The sequence below is a fragment of the Treponema sp. OMZ 803 genome (assembly GCF_024181165.1).
In the GTDB taxonomy this organism is placed as follows: Bacteria; Spirochaetota; Spirochaetia; order Treponematales; family Treponemataceae; genus Treponema.
Map to the genome: position 1 here is coordinate 1,150,400 of NZ_CP051195.1, position 24,754 is coordinate 1,175,153.

At 44.2% G+C, this 24,754-nt stretch carries 19 protein-coding genes and 1 pseudogene; 8 read left to right on the plus strand and 12 right to left on the minus strand.

The genetic code is table 11. From position 1 onward, the window contains the following. Nucleotides 1-102: 102 nt before the first annotated feature. The 3 genes and pseudogenes from ABH09_RS05255 to ABH09_RS05265 all read right to left on the minus strand — a co-directional run bounded on the left by ABH09_RS05255 (nt 103) and on the right by ABH09_RS05265 (nt 1,641). On the minus strand, nt 103-606 hold the full coding sequence (locus ABH09_RS05255) for an Rpn family recombination-promoting nuclease/putative transposase (RefSeq protein ID WP_371922146.1): 504 nt from the start codon (nt 604-606) through the stop codon (nt 103-105). A gap of 3 nt (nt 607-609) precedes the next feature. Continuing rightward, nucleotides 610-795, minus strand: a pseudogene (locus tag ABH09_RS05260) (PD-(D/E)XK nuclease family transposase); the annotation flags it as partial. A 522-nt stretch (nt 796-1,317) separates the two neighbouring features. After that, nucleotides 1,318-1,641, minus strand: a complete 324-nt coding sequence (locus ABH09_RS05265) for a helix-turn-helix domain-containing protein (RefSeq protein WP_253715484.1) — start codon at nt 1,639-1,641, stop codon at nt 1,318-1,320. A gap of 152 nt (nt 1,642-1,793) precedes the next feature. Here ABH09_RS05265 and ABH09_RS05270 point away from each other — a divergent pair, with 152 nt between their 5' ends. From ABH09_RS05270 to ABH09_RS05280, 3 genes are read left to right on the plus strand one after another with little or no spacing between them, the layout of a single operon-like run. Further along, entirely contained in the window at nt 1,794-2,021 is a 228-nt protein-coding gene (locus ABH09_RS05270; protein WP_253715485.1) for a hypothetical protein, read from the plus strand. A gap of 34 nt (nt 2,022-2,055) precedes the next feature. After that, nucleotides 2,056-3,804, plus strand: a complete 1,749-nt coding sequence (locus ABH09_RS05275) for a site-specific DNA-methyltransferase (RefSeq protein WP_253715487.1) — start codon at nt 2,056-2,058, stop codon at nt 3,802-3,804. Beyond that, entirely contained in the window at nt 3,804-6,596 is a 2,793-nt protein-coding gene (locus ABH09_RS05280; protein ID WP_253715488.1) for a DEAD/DEAH box helicase family protein, read from the plus strand. Before ABH09_RS05275 ends, ABH09_RS05280 begins: the two co-directional genes overlap by 1 nt. A 10-nt stretch (nt 6,597-6,606) precedes the next feature. On the opposite strand, the gene ABH09_RS05285 is transcribed toward ABH09_RS05280, so the two are convergent. The 8 genes from ABH09_RS05285 to ABH09_RS05320 all read right to left on the minus strand — a co-directional run bounded on the left by ABH09_RS05285 (nt 6,607) and on the right by ABH09_RS05320 (nt 18,284). Then, on the minus strand, nt 6,607-7,659 hold the full coding sequence (locus ABH09_RS05285; protein ID WP_253715490.1) for a KamA family radical SAM protein: 1,053 nt from the start codon (nt 7,657-7,659) through the stop codon (nt 6,607-6,609). A gap of 13 nt (nt 7,660-7,672) precedes the next feature. Next, nucleotides 7,673-8,908: a M20 family metallo-hydrolase gene (locus tag ABH09_RS05290; RefSeq protein ID WP_253715491.1), complete on the minus strand. Its 1,236-nt coding sequence runs from the start codon at nt 8,906-8,908 to the stop codon at nt 7,673-7,675. Between the two features lie 116 nt (nt 8,909-9,024). Beyond that, on the minus strand, nt 9,025-10,839 hold the full coding sequence (locus ABH09_RS05295; protein WP_253715492.1) for a DNA topoisomerase IV subunit B: 1,815 nt from the start codon (nt 10,837-10,839) through the stop codon (nt 9,025-9,027). A 185-nt stretch (nt 10,840-11,024) separates the two neighbouring features. Further along, nucleotides 11,025-14,066 carry an insulinase family protein gene (locus tag ABH09_RS05300; RefSeq protein WP_253715493.1) on the minus strand — a complete coding sequence of 1,014 codons (3,042 nt, stop codon included), beginning with the start codon at nt 14,064-14,066 and terminating at the stop codon, nt 11,025-11,027. Further along, on the minus strand, nt 14,054-15,115 hold the full coding sequence (locus tag ABH09_RS05305) for a flagellar motor switch protein FliG (protein WP_253715494.1): 1,062 nt from the start codon (nt 15,113-15,115) through the stop codon (nt 14,054-14,056). The genes ABH09_RS05300 and ABH09_RS05305 overlap by 13 nt, the downstream gene beginning before the upstream one ends. 168 nt (nt 15,116-15,283) lie before the next feature. Beyond that, nucleotides 15,284-17,422, minus strand: coding sequence for a methyl-accepting chemotaxis protein (locus ABH09_RS05310; RefSeq protein ID WP_162663337.1), 2,139 nt, complete (start codon nt 17,420-17,422; stop codon nt 15,284-15,286). A 42-nt stretch (nt 17,423-17,464) separates the two neighbouring features. After that, nucleotides 17,465-17,614, minus strand: a complete 150-nt coding sequence (locus ABH09_RS05315) for a hypothetical protein (protein WP_162663338.1) — start codon at nt 17,612-17,614, stop codon at nt 17,465-17,467. Nucleotides 17,615-17,930: 316 nt separating this feature from the next. Continuing rightward, nucleotides 17,931-18,284, minus strand: a complete 354-nt coding sequence (locus ABH09_RS05320; RefSeq protein ID WP_162663339.1) for an ISAs1 family transposase — start codon at nt 18,282-18,284, stop codon at nt 17,931-17,933. 188 nt (nt 18,285-18,472) lie between these two features. On the opposite strand from ABH09_RS05320, the gene ABH09_RS05325 reads away from it, so the two are divergent. The 4 genes from ABH09_RS05325 to ABH09_RS05340 are packed head-to-tail and all read left to right on the plus strand — an operon-like array spanning nt 18,473 to nt 22,643. Next, nucleotides 18,473-18,727 (plus strand): hypothetical protein, encoded by a 255-nt coding sequence (locus ABH09_RS05325; protein WP_253715495.1) that lies wholly within the window; start codon nt 18,473-18,475, stop codon nt 18,725-18,727. A gap of 24 nt (nt 18,728-18,751) precedes the next feature. Then, nucleotides 18,752-19,723 carry a TRAP transporter TatT component family protein gene (locus ABH09_RS05330; protein ID WP_253715496.1) on the plus strand — a complete coding sequence of 324 codons (972 nt, stop codon included), beginning with the start codon at nt 18,752-18,754 and terminating at the stop codon, nt 19,721-19,723. Between the two features lie 46 nt (nt 19,724-19,769). Further along, on the plus strand, nt 19,770-20,801 hold the full coding sequence (gene dctP / locus ABH09_RS05335) for a TRAP transporter substrate-binding protein DctP (protein WP_253715497.1): 1,032 nt from the start codon (nt 19,770-19,772) through the stop codon (nt 20,799-20,801). Between the two features lie 15 nt (nt 20,802-20,816). Continuing rightward, complete coding sequence (locus tag ABH09_RS05340) at nt 20,817-22,643, plus strand: TRAP transporter large permease subunit (RefSeq protein WP_253715498.1); 1,827 nt, start codon at nt 20,817-20,819, stop codon at nt 22,641-22,643. Nucleotides 22,644-22,664: 21 nt separating this feature from the next. On the opposite strand, the gene pcnB is transcribed toward ABH09_RS05340, so the two are convergent. Next, nucleotides 22,665-23,852, minus strand: coding sequence for a polynucleotide adenylyltransferase PcnB (pcnB, locus tag ABH09_RS05345; protein ID WP_253715499.1), 1,188 nt, complete (start codon nt 23,850-23,852; stop codon nt 22,665-22,667). Between the two features lie 260 nt (nt 23,853-24,112). Between pcnB and ABH09_RS05350 the strand changes: the two genes are divergently transcribed. Continuing rightward, entirely contained in the window at nt 24,113-24,631 is a 519-nt protein-coding gene (locus ABH09_RS05350) for a bacteriohemerythrin (protein ID WP_253715500.1), read from the plus strand. Nucleotides 24,632-24,754 lie beyond the last annotated feature (123 nt).

Sequence of the window (24,754 nt, forward strand, 5' to 3'; positions counted from 1 at the left end):
GCCACGGATGGTGGTGGTTCCCCTTAGCGGACGACTTAGGTAGATTGCGAGCCGGTGCAGCAATCTATCCTAATGACCAGCCTTTGTTCCAAAGCTTCGTTCTTATAGTGCTTCCACTTCTGCTGGAGAGAGTCCGGTTGCTTGCGCGATATTTTCCCGTGATAACCCAAAATGCAGGAGATTTTTCGCGGTTTCCAGCGCCTTTTGGCGGGAACCGCGAGCTTCGCCTTCAGCTAATCCGCGCTCAAGGCCTTTCCGCTCAGACTCGCTTATCATTGATAATCGATCGCTTTCATATTCCCATGCTGCCTCATATCGCTTCCGCTCTTGCTCATCCAGATAAAAGATATCCATTACTTTGTTTGCCTTCGCCATTACAGGATTTCCTTGTGCTAGCATAGTCCTTTCCTCTTTACTGTCTGTTTTGATAAACATAAGCCATTTTTCTAGGCTTGTCAAATTCTCTTTCGGCAGCTTGGTTAAGTCTAAAAAGTGAATCTCCAACAGTTCATCCAAAAGTGTCCGATCTTCTTCTTCCCGTATCCGATAAACCGAATGTACTTTGCGGCTTAATTTAAACGGACTATTCAGTACATTGATTGCAATACATTATATGTACTGTAAACCACGGGAAAAATGCTCATGAATCATTTTTGAACAGTAGAAAATACTCCGCTTGGGATAATAATCAAAGTAGGTATTCTGTATTTCCACATCGATTTTTCGCCCATCATTTAAGCGGATTTTTATATCGAGCCGTCCAGCTTTCTCGTTGTAAAATAGAGGGATATACTCTTCTTTTGCAAATAAGCGGGCATCTGCGTTGTCGCTATGCCGAAATAAATACTCAACGTATACCCGATACGTCTCCGTTTTATTTCGGCACGGTTCCTAGCATCTACTCCACCTATTTGCAAAAGTCATTTCAGGATTGCTATGTCCGTATGAGGTTCTTTCGTACCAAAGAGACAGAAGCGGCATGGATGCCGCTGGTTATATCAGAAACGATGTTTCGGCAGCGCCAAAACTCGTTCTTTCCATTGTACACGGATGTACAATGGAAAGAAATGCGTAATCGTTTCGAGCTGTAAAACTCATAGGGATATTATGAAATTTTCTTACTATCTTTCGCCTCCGCGCATATACCTCTCTTATAAGGCTCGGCTACAAAAATGGCTAAGAATTTCAAGAGAAAATCACAAGTTTTTATTAAATGCTTATTTTGTCACGCCCTACACATTTTGCCGGTTCGGATTCACCGCGTACTGCCATGGAGTTTTTTTAGACGTATTTGCGACTTACATAACCTGTTAGCCGCTACTCCGCTAAAAATTCCTCTATCGTATCTACAAGATCGTTGAAATTATTACGAAGGCGGTTCATTAATGCTTTCGTACGCTTACCGTTATAGGATGGCATCGCACCTACCAGTAAGAACAGTTCATACGGTTCCACGTCAAGCGCAGCGGCGATAGATGCAATTGTCTCAAATTTCCCGATTTTCTTTTGATTTTCAATTTCACTGATATATGCGCTTGTAATACCGGCACGTTCAGCAAGCCGTTCCTGCGTCAGTTTTTTAGATAACCGTAGCCGCTTTATGTTTTCCGAATACAATTTTATCAATTCAATTTCAGTCATAATGTTATTATAAAATTACGATTTGCCGGAAAGAATATACAAATCGCTATAATACAACAACAATACGCCGATAATTTTAACGAATGGTTATTTTTTTAATAAAATTGTTCACTTTTGGTTAAAATTCCTTACAAATAGTAAATGGAGCCGTTATGCCGTATACTGAAACACCTGAAACGAATGCGCTTAAGCAGCACATTGAAACCATACTTGCTGCAGTACCGGATTTTGTAGAACCGGCTGCCGATAAAAACCAAAAACCGAGATTAAAAATTAATGTGATAAAGGATTGTGCCGAACGCGGTGATATAAAATTGCTTGCACCGCTGCTTAACAATCCTTCCGTAAAAAAAGCCTTTTTTTACTCCGGTTTTAGATAGTTTTGTTTTTAATACGGCGAGATTTAAAGAATTTTTGGAATATTCTTCCGCCTGTAATTCATACTCAAAATACCTCGGACAAAAAATCGGTTTATATATGGGAGATATTCCATTGATAGACTGGAGCGAAGTTGTTTTGAATTTTCCGTTCAAAGATTGCATACTGGAAGGTGGTCAGCGTAAAGAAGACGGTTTGGATACCTATTTTGAGTATGATGAAAAAGAGCAAAGATACACGGAAAAAAAGAGCAAACGTCGAGAAGTGTTTTACAATGAGGTACTCGCCCGCGATGAAATAGACAGTTTGTTTTCCCCGAAAGCATTTTGCAACGCAAAGCGTTATGAATCGGGAAAATCTTCTCTTTGTAAAAAATTAAACCGCGATGCGGAATTGAATAAGAAACGCGGACTTTCGGAAGATACCATCACCGATAATTTGATAATCAAAGGAAATAATTTACTTGCGCTTCATTCGCTTAAAGAAGAATTTACAGGCAAGGTAAAGCTCATTTACATAGACCCGCCGTACAATACGGGGAACGATAGTTTTGCATACAACGATAATTTTAATCATTCCAGTTGGCTCACCTTTATGAAAAATCGACTTGAAATTGCGCGGGAACTATTAAAAGAAGACGGGGCTATTTTTGTACAATGCGATGACAATGAACAAGCCTATTTAAAATTACTGATGGATGATGTATTTGGAAGAGAAAATTTTATAAGTACAATTGTATGGAAAAGAAAACGCGGAAGGGATAATTCAGCACGATGGTTCAGTAAAGCTCATGAGTATTTTCTTGTCTTTGCGAAACAAAAAAGTATTTTGAACTTTAATCTTATAGAACTGGATGAAGAAACAAAACTCCAATATAAAAATCCTGACAATGATAAGCGCGGCAAATGGCGAATGCTTGCTTGTTGGGCTAGAGGTACACAAGGCGGGGTACAATATGATTTTACTACTAAAGAAGGACACTTCTTTTCAGAACGGCTATGGCTATTTTCAAAAGAGAATCTGAAAAAATTAGATCAAGAAGATAAATTAGTCATACGAGGTGATAATATTTATCGGAAACTCTTTATAAATGAACATAAAGGACAAGTTCTCGAAAGTATTTGGACTGATGCATCCAATGCTGCAAATGCTGCTGATGAAATAAAAAGCTTATTCGGTTCAATCGTTTTTAGTACTCCAAAACCAGAACCTTTTATGCAGCGCATTATCAAACTGTCAACTTCTGAATCAGATATCGTTCTCGACTACCATCTCGGATCAGGTACAACCGCTGCCGTTGCGCATAAAATGAATCGACAGTATATCGGTGTAGAACAAATGGACTACATCAATACCGTTACGGTAGAGCGGCTTAAAAAAGTCATCGAGGGTGAACAGGGCGGAATCTCAAAACTTGAAAACTGGCACGGCGGCGGTTCTTTTGTTTATATGGAACTTGCTGAAAAGAACGAACAAGCAGTACGGCTTATTAGTGCTTGTAAAAATGGTGAAGAGCTTATTTCCATATTCGATAAACTGTGCAGCAAATATTTTTTACACTACAATGTCCGTATAAAGGAATTTTGTGAAGAAGTCAAAACCGATCGCTTTCAATCGCTCCCTTTGAAAGAACAAAAAGAAATGTTTTGCCGTATGCTCGATTTAAATCAGCTGTACATTAATGCGGATGACAGGGAGGACAATAACTCAGGGCTCAGCACGAACGACATTGCAATTACGGAAGATTTTTACCGGCTACGTGGCAATGATAAGGAAAATAGGTAATGCTTATCGATAAAATTCAAAATCAAAAAGAGATCCTTGACGAACGCGATTATGCAATTCCTTCATACATTACGGATAACTTAAAATATCCGCTTTATGACTGGCAGCGTGAAGCTGTGGAAAACTTTCTCGTCAACGAAAAACTTCGTTCAAAACTGCTTAAAAAAGGTGAAATACTTTCACCGAATCACCTTATGTTCAATATGGCTACGGGAAGCGGTAAAACGCTCGTTATGGCTGCATTGATTTTGTATTACTACAAGCAGGGATATCGGAATTTTATCTTTTTTGTTAATCAAAATGCTATTCTTGGAAAGACACAGGCAAATTTTATCGACACAAAGCATACTAAATACCTATTTAAAGAAAATGTCATCATTGACGGTAGAGGAGTTGCATTTCGAGAAGTCGATATGTTTTCCGATTTCTGCGATGACGTACAGATAAAATTTACGACAATTCAGAAACTGCATAATGATATTTATAAAGAAAGCGAAAACTCCGTATTACTTTCAGACTTGCAAAAACGTGATGTTATTTTATTCGGGGATGAAGCACATCACTTAAATGCAAGTACGGCAAAGAAAAAACAAGCCTCTCTTTCGGATGAAATTTCGTTTATCGGAGAATTAAAAGATTCTGCAAAAGAAGACGATATTGAACGTTCGTGGGAACATACAGTGTGTCATTGTATTTTAAACAAAGACGATGAAAACCAAAAGAAAAACCGCAATGCGCTTTTGGAATTTACCGCTACGATTCCCAATACATCGGAAGTGTTACAAAAGTATGAAGATAAAATAATTATCAAATTTGAACTGCAAGATTTTGTTGAAGCGGGTTGTACAAAACATATCCGTCTAGTTCGATCAAATCTTGCGCTAAAAGAAAGAATTTTACAGGCATTACTTTTAAATTGGTACCGCTATCGCATTGCGCTCAAAGCAAGAATTCCAAATTTTAAACCGGTTATTCTTTTTAGAAGCAAAACAATTGAAGATTCAAAAGCAGATTGCCGGATGTTTATTGCCTTATGCAAATCCGTACAAGCTTCTGACTTTGACTTTGTTCATAATCTTTCAAAAATAAATATGCCCGCTGATGACACAATTCCATCATTATACACCGTAAACGGCAATATCTTTGCACGAATTCTGTTATATCTCAAAGAGAGTAAATGTTCTTTTGAAAATGTCGTCGATTATATCCGTGAAAACTTTCAAGAGCGTACTATCATCATCACAAACAGTAAGACAAATAAAACAAAAAAAGAAAAAACGGATTCCGAAATAGACCGGCTTCTAAACAGTCTTGAAGATTACGGCAATCATATTAGGGCGATTTTCACCGTGCAACGCCTTACCGAAGGCTGGGATGTACTGAACTTATACGACATTGTCCGACTGTATACGGGACGCGATACGGATACTAAAACGCACAAGGCCGGTACAAGCACGACGAGCGAAGTGCAACTGATAGGACGCGGGGTGCGTTATTTTCCGTTTGTCTATAATGATATGCCGGTTAATCGCCGTAAATTCGATGATGATATCGGTAATGAGCTGCGTATTTTGGAAGAATTCTACTTTCATTCTGACGAAGATCATCGTTATATCAGTGAATTATCGAATGAACTCAAAAACAGAGGGTTGATGACGGAAAAGCGGACGCAAAAAATCTTTCCTGTAAAACCGGCGCAGCAAGAGATACTGAATGGAATGTATTTGTTTGTAAATAGTCGAATTAAAAATCCCGAACGCAGATTAAAACAACTGCCGCAAGATTTTCAAAATCTTGCGCCGTTCGGGTACAGAATTACTACAAGTCAGTATTCTGAAATACGGAATGTTGATTTTCAAAAAGAAGATACGTATATTGCGGCTGAAAGCGGTCAATTAAAAACAGAAGAATTAAAATTTTCCGATATTCCGACTCATATAAAATATAAAGCTATTCATCGCCTTAATGCAAATGCCGCTTCCTACTATAGTTTTGAGAATATATTATGCCGATTTAATGTTCGGAGTATGAAAGAATTTTTTGATTTCATAAAAGATATAAAAATCAGGCTCACGCATGATACAGACAAATATGAAAATCTTCCGAATAAAAAAGTGCTGGAAATGTGTGAAAATTTTTTTACTTACCTGCAAAAGGAATTGGAACAATTCGATAAGCCATATAAAGGAGCGGATTTTCGGTTGGTAAAATTTTCGGATATATTTTCGTTCGATCAACAAAAAGGCAAAATATGTTTTACTAAAGAAAGACTTATTTACATCGATGAACAGGCATCAGAAACACAGGAAAACAGGACTTTGGAAAAAGAACTGCAAGCCGCAAGCTGGTATGCGCTCGATGCATTTTGGGGTACAAGCGAAGAACGGAATTTAATTCAATTCATAAAAGACCGAAAATCAAATTTGCTTACCAATTACGATTCTTTTCAGTTGCTCCGAAATGAAGAAGTCTATAAGATTTTTGATTTTGATACCGGCCGCGGCTTTCAACCGGATTTTTTATTATTTCTGCACGGAAAAGCCGGCAACCCCAATGCATACTACCAAGTCTTTATTGAACCAAAAGGTAGCCATCTTGCAGGAGATGACAACGACGGTTGGAAACAAGATTTTTTGGAAGAAATCACTAAACGCTACGGAAGAGAGCATGCCGTTATAGAGCGGAACAGTTCTTATGTGTTAATAGGATTACCGTTTTTTAACACCGAAGATAAGGGGCTGAAATCAAAATTTACGGAAAATTTTGAAAAGACGATTCTCCCTCGCCATTAGTCAATAAAACTTACCTCGGATAAGTATAGCTCTTTCCGTCTATACCCCGTGCCGAAAAACGGCCGTCTTTTAATGGGGAGATAATATCCTCATAGAGCAGTAGGGCGGAAAGCGGGAATTTTCCGCCGCCGTTCGGTAAATCGACTGCAAATTGCGGTAACGATAAACCGGAAAGGCGTTTACGTAATGCTTTCCATATAAGCGCGGCTTTTTCAAGCGGTACACGAAAATGCGCCGTTCCCCGCGCCAAATCCGTTTGGAACAAATATCCGGGTTTTATCCCCATACATACCAGCGCGTGGAAAAGCTCCGCAAGAACGGCGGGATCATCATTAACGCCGCGCAGCAATACGGTTTGGGTTTGCACCGGAATCCCCGAATCGATACAGCGGATTAAGGCATGCCGCTGCGCCGTGCCGAGTTCCGCCGGATGGTTTATATGTGCAATCACCCAGAGCGGACGAACGGAACGGAGGAGTATCATAAGCTCTTCGGTAAAAAGCTCCGGTGCAAAGACCGGCGCACGGGTGCAGAGGCGGAGCAGCAAATCGGGACGGACGGAACGGAGGCATTCCAACAGATGCTTTATTTGCTCAAAACTACCGCTCATCGGGTCTCCCCCCGAAACCAGAATTTCCTGTACTTCGGGATGTGTTTTAAGATATGACGTTACCGCTCCGATTTGCTCATCGGAAATAAAGCCGCTTGAGCGGGCGGTAAATTCACGCCGGAAACAGTACCGGCAATACGAGATGCAGCGGCCGGTACTCAATAGCAGCACGCGGTTCGGATATTGGTGTACCAGATACGGGGTAACGCAATAGCGCGCCTCGCCGAGCGGGTCGCCCCGCTCTTCCTCCGACACGATCTGTTCGTCGTCGGAGAAAAGCACCTGCCGACGCAGCGCAGCAGCGGCGGCAGGTGCTGCGGAGATAATCAAGGCCTTAAACGCCGGCGAAACATATTCCGGCAAGCGGATAACCGTATCGGAAGCACGCTCATTTCGCCAATCATCATTCCAACGATTATCATCCCGGCAATCATCATCCGGTGCGGCGTTCATACCTCCGTCACACTTACAGCGCATCGACTCCGTACATCAATGCTGCCAGTACCTGCGTATCGTCGATTAAGTTTTTCATAATGCAGTATTCATTCGGTTGGTGCGCCATATCGTCGAGCGTACTCCATACGACGGCATTAAAGCCTGCCTGACGGAGCGGAGCTGCAACGGTTCCTCCGCCGATACCGATGGTTTGCGTTTTTTTGCCGTGTACTTTTTCGATAGCCTTTGACAGCATCGTAACAACCTCGGCATCAACAGGCGTTGCAGGTGATTCCGCCGAATCATCGATAATTAACTCTACTTGTACGCCGTATTTTGCTTCTATCGCACTTGCCTCGACTTTTATCTTCTCCATCACTTCCGCAACAGTGTAACACGGGAGTATACGGCAATCCATATAAAACACATCATCGCCCGGAATGGTGTTGATGTTCGGGATATTCGCTTCTTTTTTTGTCGGCTGCAAGGTCGAATACGGCGGCTCGAACAAATTATCCTGCTTTGAAAACACTTTTTCCAAAGCATTCAAGCGGAGCGCTAAATCCGCCGCCGCAATGTGCGCATTCTTTCCTAAATCGGGGCGAGAAGCATGCGTTTGCACTCCATGCACAACAACCTTTAACCACAACAGGTTCTTTTCCGCAACTTCAATTGTCTCGCCCGAAGGATCTCCTCCGTCAGGGACGACGATAATATCCTGCGGCTTAAACAGCTGATGATTATTCAAAAGATAGATAACGCCGTATCTCGACCCCACTTCTTCATCAGCAACAAACAACAATTTTACGGTGTGAGCAGGCTGAATCTTTAATGCAAGAAATGCGTAAGCGGCGAATACCGCTCCGGTCAGTCCTTGCTGGTTATCCTCTACACCGCGCCCGATAATTTTATCACCGTCCTGCTTCAGAACCCACGGATCGCTTTCCCATTTTGCGAGCTCTCCGGGAGGTACCACATCGGTATGCGCCATAATCCAAACCCGTTTTGAATCGTCTTTGCCCGGAATGGTAACCACAAGGTTCGGTCTGATACCGGAGGAGACCCGCGTATCGGGTGCATCGAACCGTTCAAATTGAGTAAAGCCGAGCTTTTTTAAATACGCTTCCAGCGCTTCGCATTTTTTCAACTCCCCGTCGCCATCCGACTCCGGAGCCATGGCTGGAATGGAGCACAAAAGCCGTTCAAGCTCAATCATCTTATCTTTTTGTTGAGCGATAAAATCTTTAACCGATAAAAAATTTGACATACAACCTCCACATACGTAATGAAATTAAACTCTTTTCAAAAGAGCAAAGCACTCTCAAAAGAGGCTTCTACTATACCATATTGATAGCTATTCTGCAAACAAGAAGATTGATCGTTCTACGCATCGACTTCCGCAAGAAGATTTTTCATAATAAAGGCTTTGCGTTCGGGGGTGTTCTTTCCCATATAAAATTCAAGCACGCCAGGGATCTTTTTCACGGTCTGAATACTGACCGGTAAAAGGCGGATATCCTTTCCGATAAACTGACCGAATTCGCTCGGGCTTATTTCTCCCAATCCCTTAAAACGGGTAACCTCCGCCGCTGTACCGAGCCGCTTCATTTCGACATCCCGCTCTTTTTCCGAATAGCAATAGCAAGTCTCTTTTTTGGTGCGCACCCTGAACAGCGGCGTTTCCAAAATAAAAATCCGCCCGCTCAACACCAGCTCTTCAAAGTAGGTGAGGAAAAAGGTGAGCAAAAGATTTCTGATATGAAAGCCGTCGTTATCGGCATCGGTTGCGATGATGATCTTATTATAGCGGAGGCTTTCAAGGCTGTTTTCGATACCGAGCGCCATCATCATATTGTAGAGCTCCGCATTTTTGTAGATGGCTGCGCGTTTTTTGCCGTGCATATTTTCGGGCTTACCGCGCAGCGAAAAAAGCGCTTGCGTAAGGACGTCGCGGCTCGAAACCATTGAACCCGAAGCCGAGTCGCCCTCAGTGATAAAAATCATCGACTCATTGCCGTACTGCTTATCCCCAAGATGAAACTTGCAGTCTTTAAGTTTCGGGATTTTCATCGCAATTTTTTTTGCGGCAGCCTTCGCTTCTTTTTTAACGCTGTTCAGCTCTGTCCGCAGCCGTTCGTTTGCAAGGATTTTTTCTTCCAGCTTCCGCGCAGCTTCGGCATTTTTTTGCAGCCATTCCACCACAGCGGCCTTTGTACCGTTGACAATCCACGGCCGCACCTCGGTATTGCCGAGCTTATTTTTCGTTTGACTTTCGAACACGGGCGCTTGCACCTTGACCGCCACCGCTGCGCAGGTGCCTTCGCGGACATCCTCGCTCTTGTAGTTTTTGCGGTAGTATTCGTTAATACCTTTCAGCAAGCCTTCTTTAAAGGCGGAAAGATGCGTGCCGCCATCCGAGGTATACTGTCCGTTGACAAACGAAAAATAGGTCTCGCCGTAGTTGTTGGTGTGGGTAAAGGCAAATTCGAGCTTTGCTTCCTTAAAATGAGCAATCGTATAGAGCGTTTCTTCGCCGATTTCCGCATTGAGCAGATCGAGTAAGCCGTTTTCCGATATGTATGAAGCGCCGTTAAAGGTGAGCGTAAGGCCGGCATTCAAATAGGCGTAGTTCCACATCCGTTTTTCGATAAAGTCGAGGTTGAATGTATAGTCGCCGAATATTTCCCTGTCGGGAATAAACTCCACGAGCGTGCCGTTCTTAATCCCTTTTTTGGCATCTCCTTGTTTTTCATGCTTTAGCACACCCCGCTCAAACACCGCTTCGGCGTATTTCCCGTCGCGGACGGAAACTACCCGGAAATATTCGGAGAGCGCGTTCACCGCCTTGGTGCCGACGCCGTTCAAGCCCACCGAAAACTGAAAGACTTCATCATTGTACTTCGCACCGGTGTTGATGACCGACACGCATTCCACGACCTTCCCAAGCGGAATACCGCGCCCATAATCCCGCACGGTAACTTTGTTGTCCTTCAGCAGCGCATCGATGCGGTCTCCATTTCCCATGATGAACTCATCGATGGAGTTATCGAGCACTTCTTTTAGCAGGATGTAAATACCGTCATCGGGGTTCGAGCCGTTTCCAAGCCGGCCGATATACATACCGGTGCGGAGCCTGATATGCTCCAATGAGCTCAGCGTCTTTATTTTCGATTCATCATACGTATTCTTTGCAGCCATGTTGTTTTAAATTCCTTCCATAAAAAGTCAAGAAGAAAGTTTCAACTTTCGATTGACTTTTTACGCATGTTCGCAACGAAGTGAGAACATGCAGATGATATACAAGTTTGCGATTAAGCAAACTTGAGTAAATAAAAGTCGTGCCATTTGTACGGCTTTTATTTAACACTCCATAAAAAGTTTTTTTAAATTGAAGACAGAACGGTGAGCGGCGGAAGTCCTAAGTTGTCTGCCGTTTGCCGGAGCGCAGCGTCGGAGCAGATTACCGCAGCGGTACCGCCGGATATACCTTCCGCCGTCGTTGCCGAAAGCGCGGCGCTTCCCGATACGCTTGCGGCGAGCCGGTTCATGCGTTCCCGTGTACAGGAAATAATACCTTCGATTGTTTGCATCCGCGCCTGATGAGTTATCCCGTTTAAGAGACGCGAGAACGCCGCTGCGCTTCTCTGCGCCGGGGTTCTCGGCTGGAGCGCGGTGCTGTACGTGCCGGTAATCAAGGCCTCCAGTTCGGAGTCGGTAAGCGGTGCCGCAATGCTCTTTTCGATGCAATCCCGTATACTGCGCAAGGATTTGAGCGGCGCAGGGTCGCGGTAGGTAGTCATCGTAAACAGCGCCGTCGCGGAATCGGGATATGCCGAAACGCCGTATGCACCGCCTTTCACGCGGATTGCCTCCCACAATGCCCCCGTCTCAAGCCACTGGGCATAGACGATAGCAGCGCCGTATTCCGTTTCATCGAACGTAATCGGCAGAAGCTGCGCAGCGAAGCCCACCTGCACGGCGCTGGGAAAGGCCGAAAGCGCCGCCGGTTTTTCAAAGGCTTCGGTTCTAAAGCCGCCGGTACTGCGGTGCGGAAAATCAAACCGCAGTAAATGGGAAGTGAGCGCCTTTTTGATAACGCTTATATCGGCGCTCGTACCGCACACCTTCACGATAAGGCCGGAGCGCATCAGTTTCCGGTGTATTTCTTCAAGTTTACGGGCAAGTTCACCGATTGCCGCCGGTTGTTGCTCCAGCGCTGCATACTGCCCGCGCAGAAAACGCAGTTGAGGAATCCCCATCCAGAGATTCTCCGCCCGTTTTGAACCCGAATATGCGGAAGCTGCGTACAGTGCAGTCAAGGTATGCCCCGAATACGACGGCAGCGGATCAAGATCATTTTTCAGCTGAATAAAAACATCCTTCAACCGCTTTTCGTCGGCAAAAGAAATATCGTTAAGATACGAAAAAATACGGTTTACCGCGGGTTCGATATATTCGGGCAGCATTTTAGAGCGGATAAAAATCCAGTCCCGATCCGCCACATCTTCCGTGCGGAGCGCATTATCGAAAAATACCGCGGCTTCGGATGTCCGATGCCTGCCTGCCGAAAAGGTAACCGCAGAAAAGCCTCCCGTCAGGTAAGCGAATTCCGCCGCAACGGTATCCCAGCTCTGCGTTTTTGTTCCCATCGAGGAAAGCGCGGACGTATAGAGCGTCAGGTATGTATAGTCCTCCGCCGAAAGCGAATCGACGGGAACTGCGATGTCCATATAGGTGATACCGTTTGTCGGCTGTTCATGTATGATAACGGGAACTTTGCCGAAATATTCGAGACGTTCAGGTATCGGCGGTTCAACCGGCGGCAGCTCCTCTTTTGAAATATGCGGAATAAGATTTTGCGCTTGAGCATCCGCCTCAGGATTAAGCCCGGTATCTGCGCTGACAAGGCTTTGCCCGCTAACGGTTACTGCTGTCTGTTCGGCGGAACCCAGATGGTGTTCTACGCTGCCGAGGCTTTGCGCCGCTTGGTACGCTTCTTGAGCAAGTCTCGCATCGATGTTCTCGCAAAAGTGAATATCCGGCCGTATGGAAACGGTTGTCCGATGGGGATTATCAAGCAGCAATGTACGGATGAGGTCTTGAGCGTAATGCGGGTTTTGGGAAAGCCGTTGTTTCAGCCGCTGAAAAGCAGGTATGGAACGGAGCGAAGCCTCCGGCGCAAAGCCGTGTATCCAGCCGCGGAGCGCCCGCCGCATCAAAACCAGCGAAAAGGGGCCGCCGGAACGGGTAATTTCTCTGTTATAAAAATCGAGGGAATTGAGCGCGGTTTCAATCAACTGAGGTTCAAAACCGTTCCGAACAATTTCTTCAAGACCGGAAAGGATAAAGGCTTCAAACCGTCCTTCCGCGCTTTTATCGATGTCTGCAAGGCCGAGCGTAAAGCAGATGTTTTTCAGGTCTGCCTGTCCGCCGTTGTACGGATACACATCTTCGGCGAAGGGGCAGTCGAGCAGTTTCTTTTGCAAGGGCGCTCCGTCGTGTCCCAGCAACAGCTCTTCCAAAAACATACAGTCCATCAACCGGTTGATGTCGGCGCTTTCGGGCAACAGCCAATTCATCGTTACCGTGAGCTTGTCGGGATTTTTTCCTTCTCCTGCGGGCGCCGTTGCCGAAAACACGCGGGGTGCAGGATAGGGCGTAATAGCCGGAATGAGCGGCGGCTTTTCCGCCGGTTCAAAAAACCGCAGGAAGCGTTCCTGCAAAAAGGCAAGCTGTTTTTCGGTTTCGATGTTACCGTATAAAAAGACCTTGCAGTTTACCGGATGATAGTATTTTTTATGGAAGGCGCAAAAGTCCTCATAGCTGAGCTTGACGATATCGGGCGGAAAGCCGCCTGAATCGTGCGCATACACCGTCCCCTGCAAGAGAGAATGCCGCAGCTCACGGTCTACACCGGAATCAAAATCCGCATACGCGCCCCGCATCTCATTTAACACCACGCCGGAAAAATACGGGTTTCCTTTTTCATCTCGTTCGAGCCGATGACCTTCCTGTTCAAAGGTTTCCCGTTTGAGCAGCGGAAAAAACACCGCATCGCCGTACACCGACATCAAATTAAAATAATCTTTTTCGAGGATGCTCGACGCGGGGTACACGGTCTTATCGGGGAATGTCATCGCATTCAAAAACGTTTTAACGCTCTGCTTGGAAAGGATTAAAAAAGGATCTTTCAGCGGATAATTTTTAGAACCGCAGAGCACCGAATGTTCCAGAATATGTGCAACGCCCGAACTGTTTTCAGGCGGGGTCATAAAAGCAAACGCAAATAAATTTTCGCTGTCATCGTTATGAATATGATAAACTTCAAGTCCGGTTTCGCAATGCTGCGCAAGAATACCCTCCGCCTGCATTTCGTCAAGCGCTGTTTTTGAAATAATTTTAAACCCGTGGATTAGGTTATCCATACGTCATCTCCATCCTTTCCGAATAAGAGCAGCTCGCCGTCTTCCCAGCTTTTCCGCAATTCCTGTAAAAAACGATTGGTAACTTCGCGGCATTCCCGCACGGAAACGGGGTTCGACGCCTGATCGTCAAGGATGAACTGCTGTCTGTTTTTAGAAATGTTATCGAGGATTTTTTTGACAAAGACTTCCGGTTTATAAGAAATCAATGCGGCAATAACCGAGGTTTCCATACCGGATAATTTTTTCTGTAAAAAGCGGTCGTCCGCAATGAGCACATCTTCAAAAGTAAAAAGCCGTTCGCGGATATTTTGTTCAAGTTCGGGATTGGCTTCTGCGATGTTCTGTAAAATAAACTGTTCCGTTTCCGAATCGCTGCGCCGTAAAATAGCGGCAAGTACCGCGCGTCCGTCAATCGCTTCGGTAGCCGAGCCTGTCCGTATGCGAGTAAACTTTTCGCGCATCGAAGTGCTTACCGTCTGCAAAATTTCAGGACTAATGGTTTTAAGCCGCGCGAGGCGGAGCACGATGTCTTTTTTTTCCGCATCGTTTAAGCCGGTAATATAGGCAGCTGCTATTTTCGGTTCCAACTGAGAAAGCACGAGCGCCTGCGTTGCAGGCATTTCATCCGCTAAGAGCCGCTTGAGTTTTTCTCCGTCGATACCGTCCAAAAAATCGAACGGCCGCTCGGCAGCAGGCGGTATTGCCCGCTCGATAATCTCCCGCGCTTTTTCCCCGCCGAAAGCCGCCGTCAGAATCCCTTGAGCGGTTTCTACGCCGCCGACGGAATTCTTCGCTTCGTTATAAAGCGCCGTAAATTCGCTTAAAATATAGGCGGCTTCGTCCTTATCGACATAGCGGATGGTCAGCATTTCCGCTACTACTTTTTCGATTTGCTCGCGGGTGAGCTTTTGCAGTACCTTTGCCGCTTGCGCCTCTCCGATTAAATATAAAAACTTTGCAACGCGGCGGTAAGGGCTTTCTTTTTGATCACCCTCACGCGATACCTTTATTAATCCGCGCCGCTGTATCTCACTTTCCAGATCACTCATACTATCTCCCAATATAATGGAAAACCAGTCGAGTATCAACACACTGCATTTTTGACATGCGATACAACTGCACCGCATGTTTTTTGAATACCTTCACAGAATAAATAAATGTGTATCGCCCTTTCCGAAAAGTGTTCATACATCCTAATAGCAAAGGAAAAGAGGTACCTACACTTTAAACTTACCGACTTCTATCGCAAGATTTTGAATACTCGCTTTATTTTTCTGGGTGATCTCATTGACTTCCTGTACGGCATTGTTAATCTGCACCGCACCTGCAGCCATTTCGTTCATGCTCTCGGTGATGATGCGTGTTAAATCATCGAGCTTGCGCATTTCTTCGGCAACTCCTTCACCTCCTTTCAGCATTTCTTCCGAGCCAGCCAGTACTTCAGTCGTTACCGTGTTGATGTTCTTGATGGCAATAAGAACATCATTACTGCCGTTTTCCTGCTCGTGCATTGCTTCGGTCAGGTGAGCACTCATCGACTTGACTTGCTCGGCCAAATTAAAGATGGTGTTGAACTTTTCTTCAACGGTTTTTGACGAGGAAGAAAGCATTTCGATTTCTCCTGATAAGGTCTTCAGTGTCGCCGTAATGGTTTTTCCCTGCGTTGCAGAATCTTCTGCAAGTTTGCGGATTTCATCGGCAACAACGGCAAACCCCTTACCGGCTTCCCCCGCATGAGCTGCCTCGATCGCGGCATTCATCGCCAAGAGGTTTGTTTGACTGGCAATGTGCTGGATAACGCTTGATGCTTCCATCAGCGAGCCCGACTCCTCGGCGATTTTCTGTGTGACGCTATTCGAGGTAATGAGTGTTGCCTTACCGTCGCCCGTTGCGGTGGTCAGCTCTTTGATGGCTGCATCGGTTTTGCTGAGTGTCTGTCCGATTGAGGCGATATTCGAAGCCATCTGTTCGATGGAGGCGGAAGACTTGGCGACGCTTGCGGTTTGTATTTCGATGCTGTTGTTCAACTGCTTAATCGTGCGGACAATTTCCTCGATGGTAGCGGCCGTTTCGGTAACGCTGGCCGCTTGTGTAAGCGCCTGCTGTTTGACACCATCAATGTTTACGCTGATTTGGTTTACGGCACTGGCCGTTTCGGTCATATTTGAAGCGAGCTCATTCCCGATATCTTCCATCGTATGTGAGTTCGTACCAACGTTTTGTATCGATGAGCCGATCTTCGAAATAGTTTGATTAAAGTATTTTGACATATCAGCGATCTCGTCGTTGCCACGTACGGGTAGACGCACTGTCAAATCACCCTCACCTTGCGCAATATTTTTAAGGGCGACAACGGCCGAATTCAGTGCTTTTGTAATATGAAATACAAACACCAAAGAGATAATTAAAAAGATTATTAATAGTGTGAAACCGATGACCAATATAGATTGTAATATCTGATAAAATTCAGAAAAAACCTCATTTTCCTGCATCAGCGCTATTAGCTTCCAATTTAAACCATCAATAGTGTACACTTCAGCCAGCCATTTTTTATTATCTATGTTTACAGTCATGCTTCCCGAATCAGCTGCTGCAAATTGTGCAAAAGCGGGAACGTTTGTATCTTCTATTTTTTTGAAATTAAAAGAATCGTCTTTCGGATCGGCCAATATTGTTCCATCTCCTTGTACCAGCATGATATAACCTGTTTTTCCTATTGCCAGTGCTTTTAACATTTCGGTCAGTGTTTGTAATGTCACTTCTATACTGACATTGCCGATATGTTCATTTTGAAAAGAAAAAACTCCCTGTGAAAGACAAATAACCGTATCGCCTGCTGTGGAACGATAAGCCTCCGTAATGATCGGGTTTTCGGGAGTTTTTGAGGCAGCTTCATACCAAGGCCGTTTTCTCGGATCATAACCGCCTGAAAGCGCTTTGTCACACGTTGATGTATAGCCGCCCCACTTAGTTCCCATAAACACACACATATAATACGGATAGCTTTTATGAATATTTTTGAATAAATTAAATACAGCTGTTTCCGTTGCGCTTTTTTCTATGGTATTGATATCGGATACTTCAGTCTTTGATATATATTCGTTAAAAGAAGTATCAGCATTCCGCACAGCTGAGTGACTGGATAGCATACGTAACATGTATTTTGTATTATCGAAAAATAAATTGATATCATATTCTATTAATTTGATATTTTGTTGCATGTTTTTATGAAATCGCTCCCGATCTGTTTTCCGAATTTGAAAACCGATAATGGTAATAATAAAAAAAATAAGCGTTATAATAAAAACAGCAAAAATCGAAATGAGTTTATAACGGATTGAAAATCGTTTTTTCATTTGTGTTACTCCTATAAGTTGCTTTTTATTCGTGCGAAAGCTTTAATACTTGCCGTTTCTCAGTGCACTCTGCATCGAAGGTATTTCGTTGAGGGTGTTTATCATGATGAGGATTTCCGGTAGCGGTATGGATGCTATCGTTTGGGGAAGTACAGCCTTATACATCCCTGCACTACGGTTTTGCTTTTGCATAGAACCACTGACCTCCTGTCAGAGAGGTAAAATCACTTCTGCGTATAATGACGGACGGGGATGTATGGTAGAAAAAAGAATTTAAGGAGGTATGCTTTTAACACTGTGACGAAGTAAACATCTGTGTATGTCTAAGAGTTGCGGGGTATCAATAAATCAGTATATGAACATAAACCGATATATAATAATCCTATTATTGGATATTTTTCCATACTCAGCCCTCTTTTACTCCATATTTAAAGTATTCTGCTATAGTAATGTAATAATTATAAACCGATAGAGAAAAGATTGTCAAGAAATTGGTATCAACAGGGCTTCAGCATGAAAAAAGGATCTGAGCTCTAAAATTATCGTCGTAGATGCAAGCGCGCTTGCCCATACTGAGCGTATCCATTTTAGAGAGCATCTTAATTCTGTTGTAAACAATTCTTCTGATAATAGCTAGGTTTTCTGCTGCATTCCGGTCAACAACAGTACAGGCATCATCAGAAAACAACACATCTAAACACCAATGTAAGTTATTTTCTATCGCCCAATGACTGCGTACTCCCTTTGCAAATTGTTTTACATCTGTAACACTCGTAATGAAATAGCGAATTTCACGGCATTCTTTCCCCTTCCTCGTTACAATGCTTTCAACCATGCCGAATGCAGCAAGGTGCTTCCACACATTACTACCATCAGTATTTCACTTATCGAATGCTTTACTTTCCAGTCTTGCCGACTGTCTTCTACTTGTTCAAATAATATCCCTTCCACCATAACATTACTTTACTATACTTTTCTTTCATGCTGAAGCCCTGTTGTATTGCTGCTATCATATTGCATTCAACGATAAAACATTCTATAATCAGCTTTATGTCTGAGACTGTTGACTGGGAAGAGAAAAGGTATCGGGATATTTTTGATGACGAAACACGCCTTCTTGTTAGGCGGAGAGCTGCCGATGCAAGCTGCAGTATCGAGGATATACAAGGGATTCTTGATTCGCTCTATGTCTTGGATGGTAATAATGCTACAGGACGGAGTTCCGTGCAGCAAATCGCGCTTTCCGCAACCATCGCCGCTTATGAAGCCTTTATTCATCAATGGCAAAAAGAATCAACCGTTTAATACGATAATATAGAGGTTCCTTTTATGACCGTAACTCTAAAAAAAATATATATTTGTGTAGCGGGATTATTCCTGCTCGTGAGTGGTTGCTCCATTAAACGTATGGCCTTTAACGGTATCGCGAATACGCTTGCCCCCTTTCCTGCGCCGAAAAGCGGTGCCTCAGGCGGAATTGACGCAGCGGCTGCGCTTACCGGTGAAGATGATGTAAAGCTGGTTTCGGAGGTATTTCCGACGGTATTAAAAACGTATGAGATACTGCATCTCAGTAATCCGCAACATCGCGGTTTGGCTGTTATGTCCGGTTCTCTCTATATTATGTATGCAAACGCTTTTGTTCAAACACCTGCCGACTATATTCCCGAAACTCAATTTCAAAAAAAGAATCTTGAGTATTTGCGGGCAAAAAAATTTTACCTTCGCGGCGCCGATTATGTGATGCAATCACTCGATGGCGCTTATAAGGGTTTTGCTGAAGCGATGGCGCATTATACAGACGATAAAGGTACCCATTTTCTTACCCGCTGCAGAGCCGCTGATGTTGAATCACTGTATTGGGCCGGCTGCGGTATACTTGGGGCATTCTCGCTTGATCCGATGGATACCAATGCGCTTGCTGCAGTTCCGGGTGCCGTAGCGATGCTCGAGCGGGCGGTAGAACTTTATCCTACATTTAACGATGGCGCTATTTGGGAAACGCTTACGGCTTTTTATGCTGCCGCACCTGAATCCTTGGGTGGCGGCGCGGATAAGGCGCAAGAGGCGTATCGTAAAACATTGGAGTTGAGCAGCGGGCAGCGACCGTCGGTGTATGTCCTGTATGCGCAGTCGTTTTGTGTTCCTGCACAGGACAGCGCCGGTTTTGATGAGGCTTTACGCAAAGCATTGGAAATTGATCCGAAAACGCAGCCGAGTAATAAACTCACCATTACCCTCAGCCAAACAAAAGCACGCTGGTTACAAAAAATGAAAGGTGATTATTTCCTAGGCGATTAGTTTATCTTTGCATCAGTTATATTCAGTTATATAAGGAGAAGATACTGTGAGAAAATTTTTGACGCTGTTTGTTGCCCTGTTTATTGCTTCAATGACTCTTGTCAACGCTGAAGAAATCGTACTAAAGATAGCAACCGTTGCTCCTTCCCGTTCTCCGTGGGATATTGAACTTAAAAAAGTTGCCGAAGAATGGAACCGCATTACCGACGGGCAGGTAACGGTAAAAATTTATAACATGACAACTCTCGGTGGAGAAAAGGCGGGCATCCAAAAGCTCAAAGCAGCGCGTCCCGGGCAGCAAGCTCCTTTGGATGGGGCAATCTTTACGATGATCGGTTTACATGAATTGGTGCCCGATGCGTATATCTATACGCTTGCACTTCCTTTTTTGCTTCAAAATCAGCAAGAGCTTGACAAAGCGCTCAGCGTATACGGCAATAAAATAGAATCGAGAATTAATGCTGCCGGTTATGAGTTGATTGCATGGTCGAATGTCGGGTGGCTTTCTTTTTATACAAAGGAGCCGTATAAAACTCTCGGAGAATTAAAAAAGATAAAATTGGCAGTCGCCGGTTTGGATAGTCCTATTTTGAGCGATAGTTTTAAACTGAGCGGTTTTAATGTCGTTGATGTTGCAAGTCAAAAATTCTCTCAAATGCTAAAGAGTAAAAACGGTATCAGCGGTTTCTTTGCAGTGCATCTTTTAACTTATGCAGGAGGGTATTACAAGGATATCAGCTACGCACTTGATACGAAATTATGTCCTATCATGGCGGGTTTTGTTATTTCCAAGGCTTCGTGGGATAAGATTCCTAAGAAGTACCATGCCGCTATGAAGGAGGCAATGGAAAAAGCTCGTAAACGGCTCAACGACGCGCTTGACGATTCTGATGCCGACTGTGTCCGTAAAATGGAAGCAAGCGGTGTTACGATGATTCATCTTTCTAAAGATGAGCTGAAAAAATGGGAAGCAGAATTCAGTATGAATATTAGCGATATCCATCGGGCTTTTCCGAATGCATTTGATATGGATATGTATCAAAATATCCAAAAACTCATTGCTCCGATGCGTAAATAGCTGTGCGATAACAATATGAGAAAGATTGTCAACGTATTTGTACTTTTTCTGGTCGGTATATTAATCACATTACCGATCGTATTTTTTCTCATTAACGATATCGGCGGTATTCCGGTGTTGGACGGGGAGCGGGTGATCATCCATGCCGTTTTTATTTTTGCGTGTTTTGCAGGTATGATTACCAGTGCAGATCACAAACAGTTGAATATCGAGGTCTTTAACCTTAAACTGTCCGCTCGACTGAAAAGCATTGTTAGCCAAATCAATAACGGTATAACGACAGCCGTCCTTACGGCAATCTTTTTTGCCTGTTTTCCGAATATCTTAGTCGTAATAGACCCTGCCGATCTTGTGTGGGGAATACCGGTACGGTTTATCTTCGCTGCGCTGCCGCTCATGTTTTTTGCGCAGCTCTTTTTGTGTTTCAAAAAGAGCGGAGCGCTTATATCCTCTTTGGTAGGGCTTATTTTCGGTTTATTCATCAGCTGCGGTTCGATTGCCGTTATTCTTTATGCGCTTTTAGGCAGGGATAGCCCGTTTCTTACCGTGAGCGCCTCCCTCTGGCAATCTTTCAGCACTCCGTTAATGATACCTCTTATGCTTGTGTTGATTGCTGCGGGGCTTTTCGGGTTACCGCTTTTTATCGTATTGCTCGGGATTACCTATACGGCATTCAGCCAAGGCGGCGGATATGTCGATGTGATTCCGCTGGAAATGTATCATATTTTAACGGATACCAGCATTGCAGCAATCCCTCTTTTTACCATTGCAGGGTGCCTGCTGGCGGAAGGGAGCGCCGGACGGCGGCTCATGGAACTGGTTCGCGGTAGCGTCGGCTGGATTAGGGGCGGCGTTATTATTTCCTCCGTTCTTGTGCTCACTTTTTTTACAACTTTTACCGGCGCTTCGGGCGTAACCATTTTAGCACTCGGCCCGCTTATCAGTGTTATTTTAACAGGGAATGGTTATTCGAAAGATGAATCCGAATCGCTTATTACCGCTTCCGGTTCTCTCGGTATACTCTTTCCTCCCAGTATGGCAATTATTATCTTCGGCGTAACCAACATCATGACCATTGATATCTTCGATGTATTTAAAGGGGCGATCTTCCCTGGGATATTGCTTACGCTGTCGATGATCGTTATCGGTGTAATACGAGACCATTCAAAAACACGGATACCGTTTTCTTTGACTGTATTAAAAAACGCTTTCTTCGGTAGTTTTTTCGAATTGTTATTGCCGGTGTTTATTATCATTCTTTATTTTTCCGGCCTTTTTTCGCTCCTGCAAACGGCTGCGTTTACCGTGCTTTATACCTGTGTATTGGAAGTTATTATCCGTAGGGATTTTTCATGGAAGACGGCTGCCGCTTATATATTGAAAAGTATTCCCATCGCAGGAGGTGTACTGATTATCATTGGCGCAGCAAAAGGGCTAGCTTATTATTTAATCGATGCAAACATACCATCGGTTTTGACGGATATTGTGCAGACGTATATCCACTCAAAATATGTGTTTTTGCTATTGCTGAATGTGTTGCTGATTTTTGTCGGCTGTATTATGGATTTATATTCCGCTATTTTGGTTGTGTCTCCGCTCATTATGCCGATCGCCGAATCCTTCGGAATCCACCCCATACATACCGGCGTTATTTTTTTGATGAATTTAGCGCTTGGGTTTTTAACGCCTCCGATCGGAATGGACTTGTTTATTGCAAGTTATACGTTTAATAAGCCTGTTATCAAAATAGTAAAGAATATTCTTCCCTTTCTCGGCGTTCAAAGTATTATTTTACTGCTGGTTACCTATATTCCGTGGCTGACTACCGCTTTGCTTCAATAAACTGTTTGTTTGGCAAGGCTGTTATCGAACAGGTTTAGTAGCCGGAACAGCGGGTTTGGAGCCGCGCTTTCCCACTGCTCGTGTTCCTTGTTTTGCAACGGTATTTTGCCGTGCAGATCCGCGCGGGCGGCGTTTGGACGGCTCTTTTGCTTTGGCGGTACCGGTAAGTCGTATATCCAAGCCGCCTTTTCGAAGGCAGTATTTTACCGCATATTCAAGCTCTGTCCGCTGCGGGTTCATCGGCAAGACAAAATGGCGACACTCGGCATATACCGCCTTATAAACAGCCCGCGGTTCTCCTTCCCAGTCGGTAATCAGCTGTAAAAAATCACGGATGAGGTAAACAAGCGCCTGTCCTTGCCTCTGAATCTTGTGCTCCGCAATTAACCCGTCCAGCTCTTGCATGCTTGCAAAATAATGTTCGGAAAAATGAGGCGAATCCTCGATAAATGAGAAAGCCAAAGGCTGTAAATAGAGGAAAAGGCGATAATGCAGAAGTGTTTTAAAAATGTCCGCTGCATGCCCGCTCATTAGTATTTTGCCTATCTCTTCGGTTAAGCGGGAAGGGGATACATATTCGAGGAGCGGCGCATCACGGTGAATTCGGCAGCGAAGAAGCAGCGGGATTGCGGCACCGGTGATAGTCGCGTATTTGACGGCGCGAATCATCCGCACCGGATCTTCTGCGAAAATGTGAGAAAGCTCGATAATCGGGCGCAGCCGCTTTTTTCGGATATCTTCCACGCCGCCGACATAATCGACAATGATATTTTTTATCGGATCGTAGTAGAGTGCATTTAATGTAAAGTCGCGGCGCCGCACATCTTCGTCGATAGTGCCGAAGCTGTTTCCGACCGACCCCTCCTCCAGTGATCGAAAGGTGGAAACTTCATATATTTTAGGACCGTAAAAAACATGCACCAATCGGAATCGCTTTCCGATGAGCCGGGAGTTTTTAAAAATTTTACGGATACGAGCGGGTTCTGCCGATGTTGCGATATCGAAGTCCTTCGGTGTTTTTCCGATCAGCAAATCGCGAACAGCGCCGCCGACAATGTAGGCCTCATAACCTGCATTATGTAATCCATTGATAATACGGATCGCTTCGCCGTCTACCTTACGGGGATCGATGGAATGTTCCGTTGCCGTATATATAAGCGCCTTTGACAGTTTTTTATTCGTATTATTTCGAGTATATCTTACTAACATTACAGCGAGATATTGTGCCGTGAATTTCCGATTCTGTCAATCTTGCATTGACGGGTCTGCATCAATGGGGATGACCTTAAAGTGCGAATTTCCATTTGACATTATAGCTATATCGTTTTATCCTAATAATGATTACTAATATATAAATTGGGGATACCTAAAAGCTAACCGAGTTTTTAGAGATACCCAATCGTCTAAGAATAACCGATTCTTGGAAACGATTCAGTATGAGTAATCGGCATAATAAGGATGAAAAAAGTATGATAACAGGAACAAAAGAGACGGAAGAATTGAATACCGCTTGGGTCCAATGGGATAAAAGACTGGAGCTTGGTATTCCTCGAATTGATTGTCAGCATCGTAAGTTGGTAGCAATGTGCAATGAGCTGCGCGAAGCGCTGATGAACCGCCAAAAACGGAGTAAGGACGAATGGTTGATAACCGTAGGCAATGTACTGCGGCAAGCGGTTAGCTATACCAAAACACACTTTACCGATGAAGAGAAATTGATGAAAGCATGCGGTTTTTCCGGCTACGAAGCTCATAAGCAGCGACACAAGGAGTTTGTCCAAACAATTACACAGGTATTGATGGGTTTTGACGAAATGACTTTGACGCTCGGTTTTGATTTTGCCGACTACCTTAGGGATTGGATACTTTCGCATATCGCCTGCGAAGATAAGCAGTACTGTCCGGTTATGCGCTCCTTTTATCGTGCATTGCAGGAATACAGCCAACGGAATCATACGATCGGTACAAATAGTGGAAACCAGCCTTAGATTAGACCCTTCGCACAAAAATATTTGGGAGTCTCTGAAAATCTAACCGAGTTTTTTGCAGATACCCATTTATATATTGGCGATTCAAGGGGGAATATGCTAATATAAAGTATCGATATATGG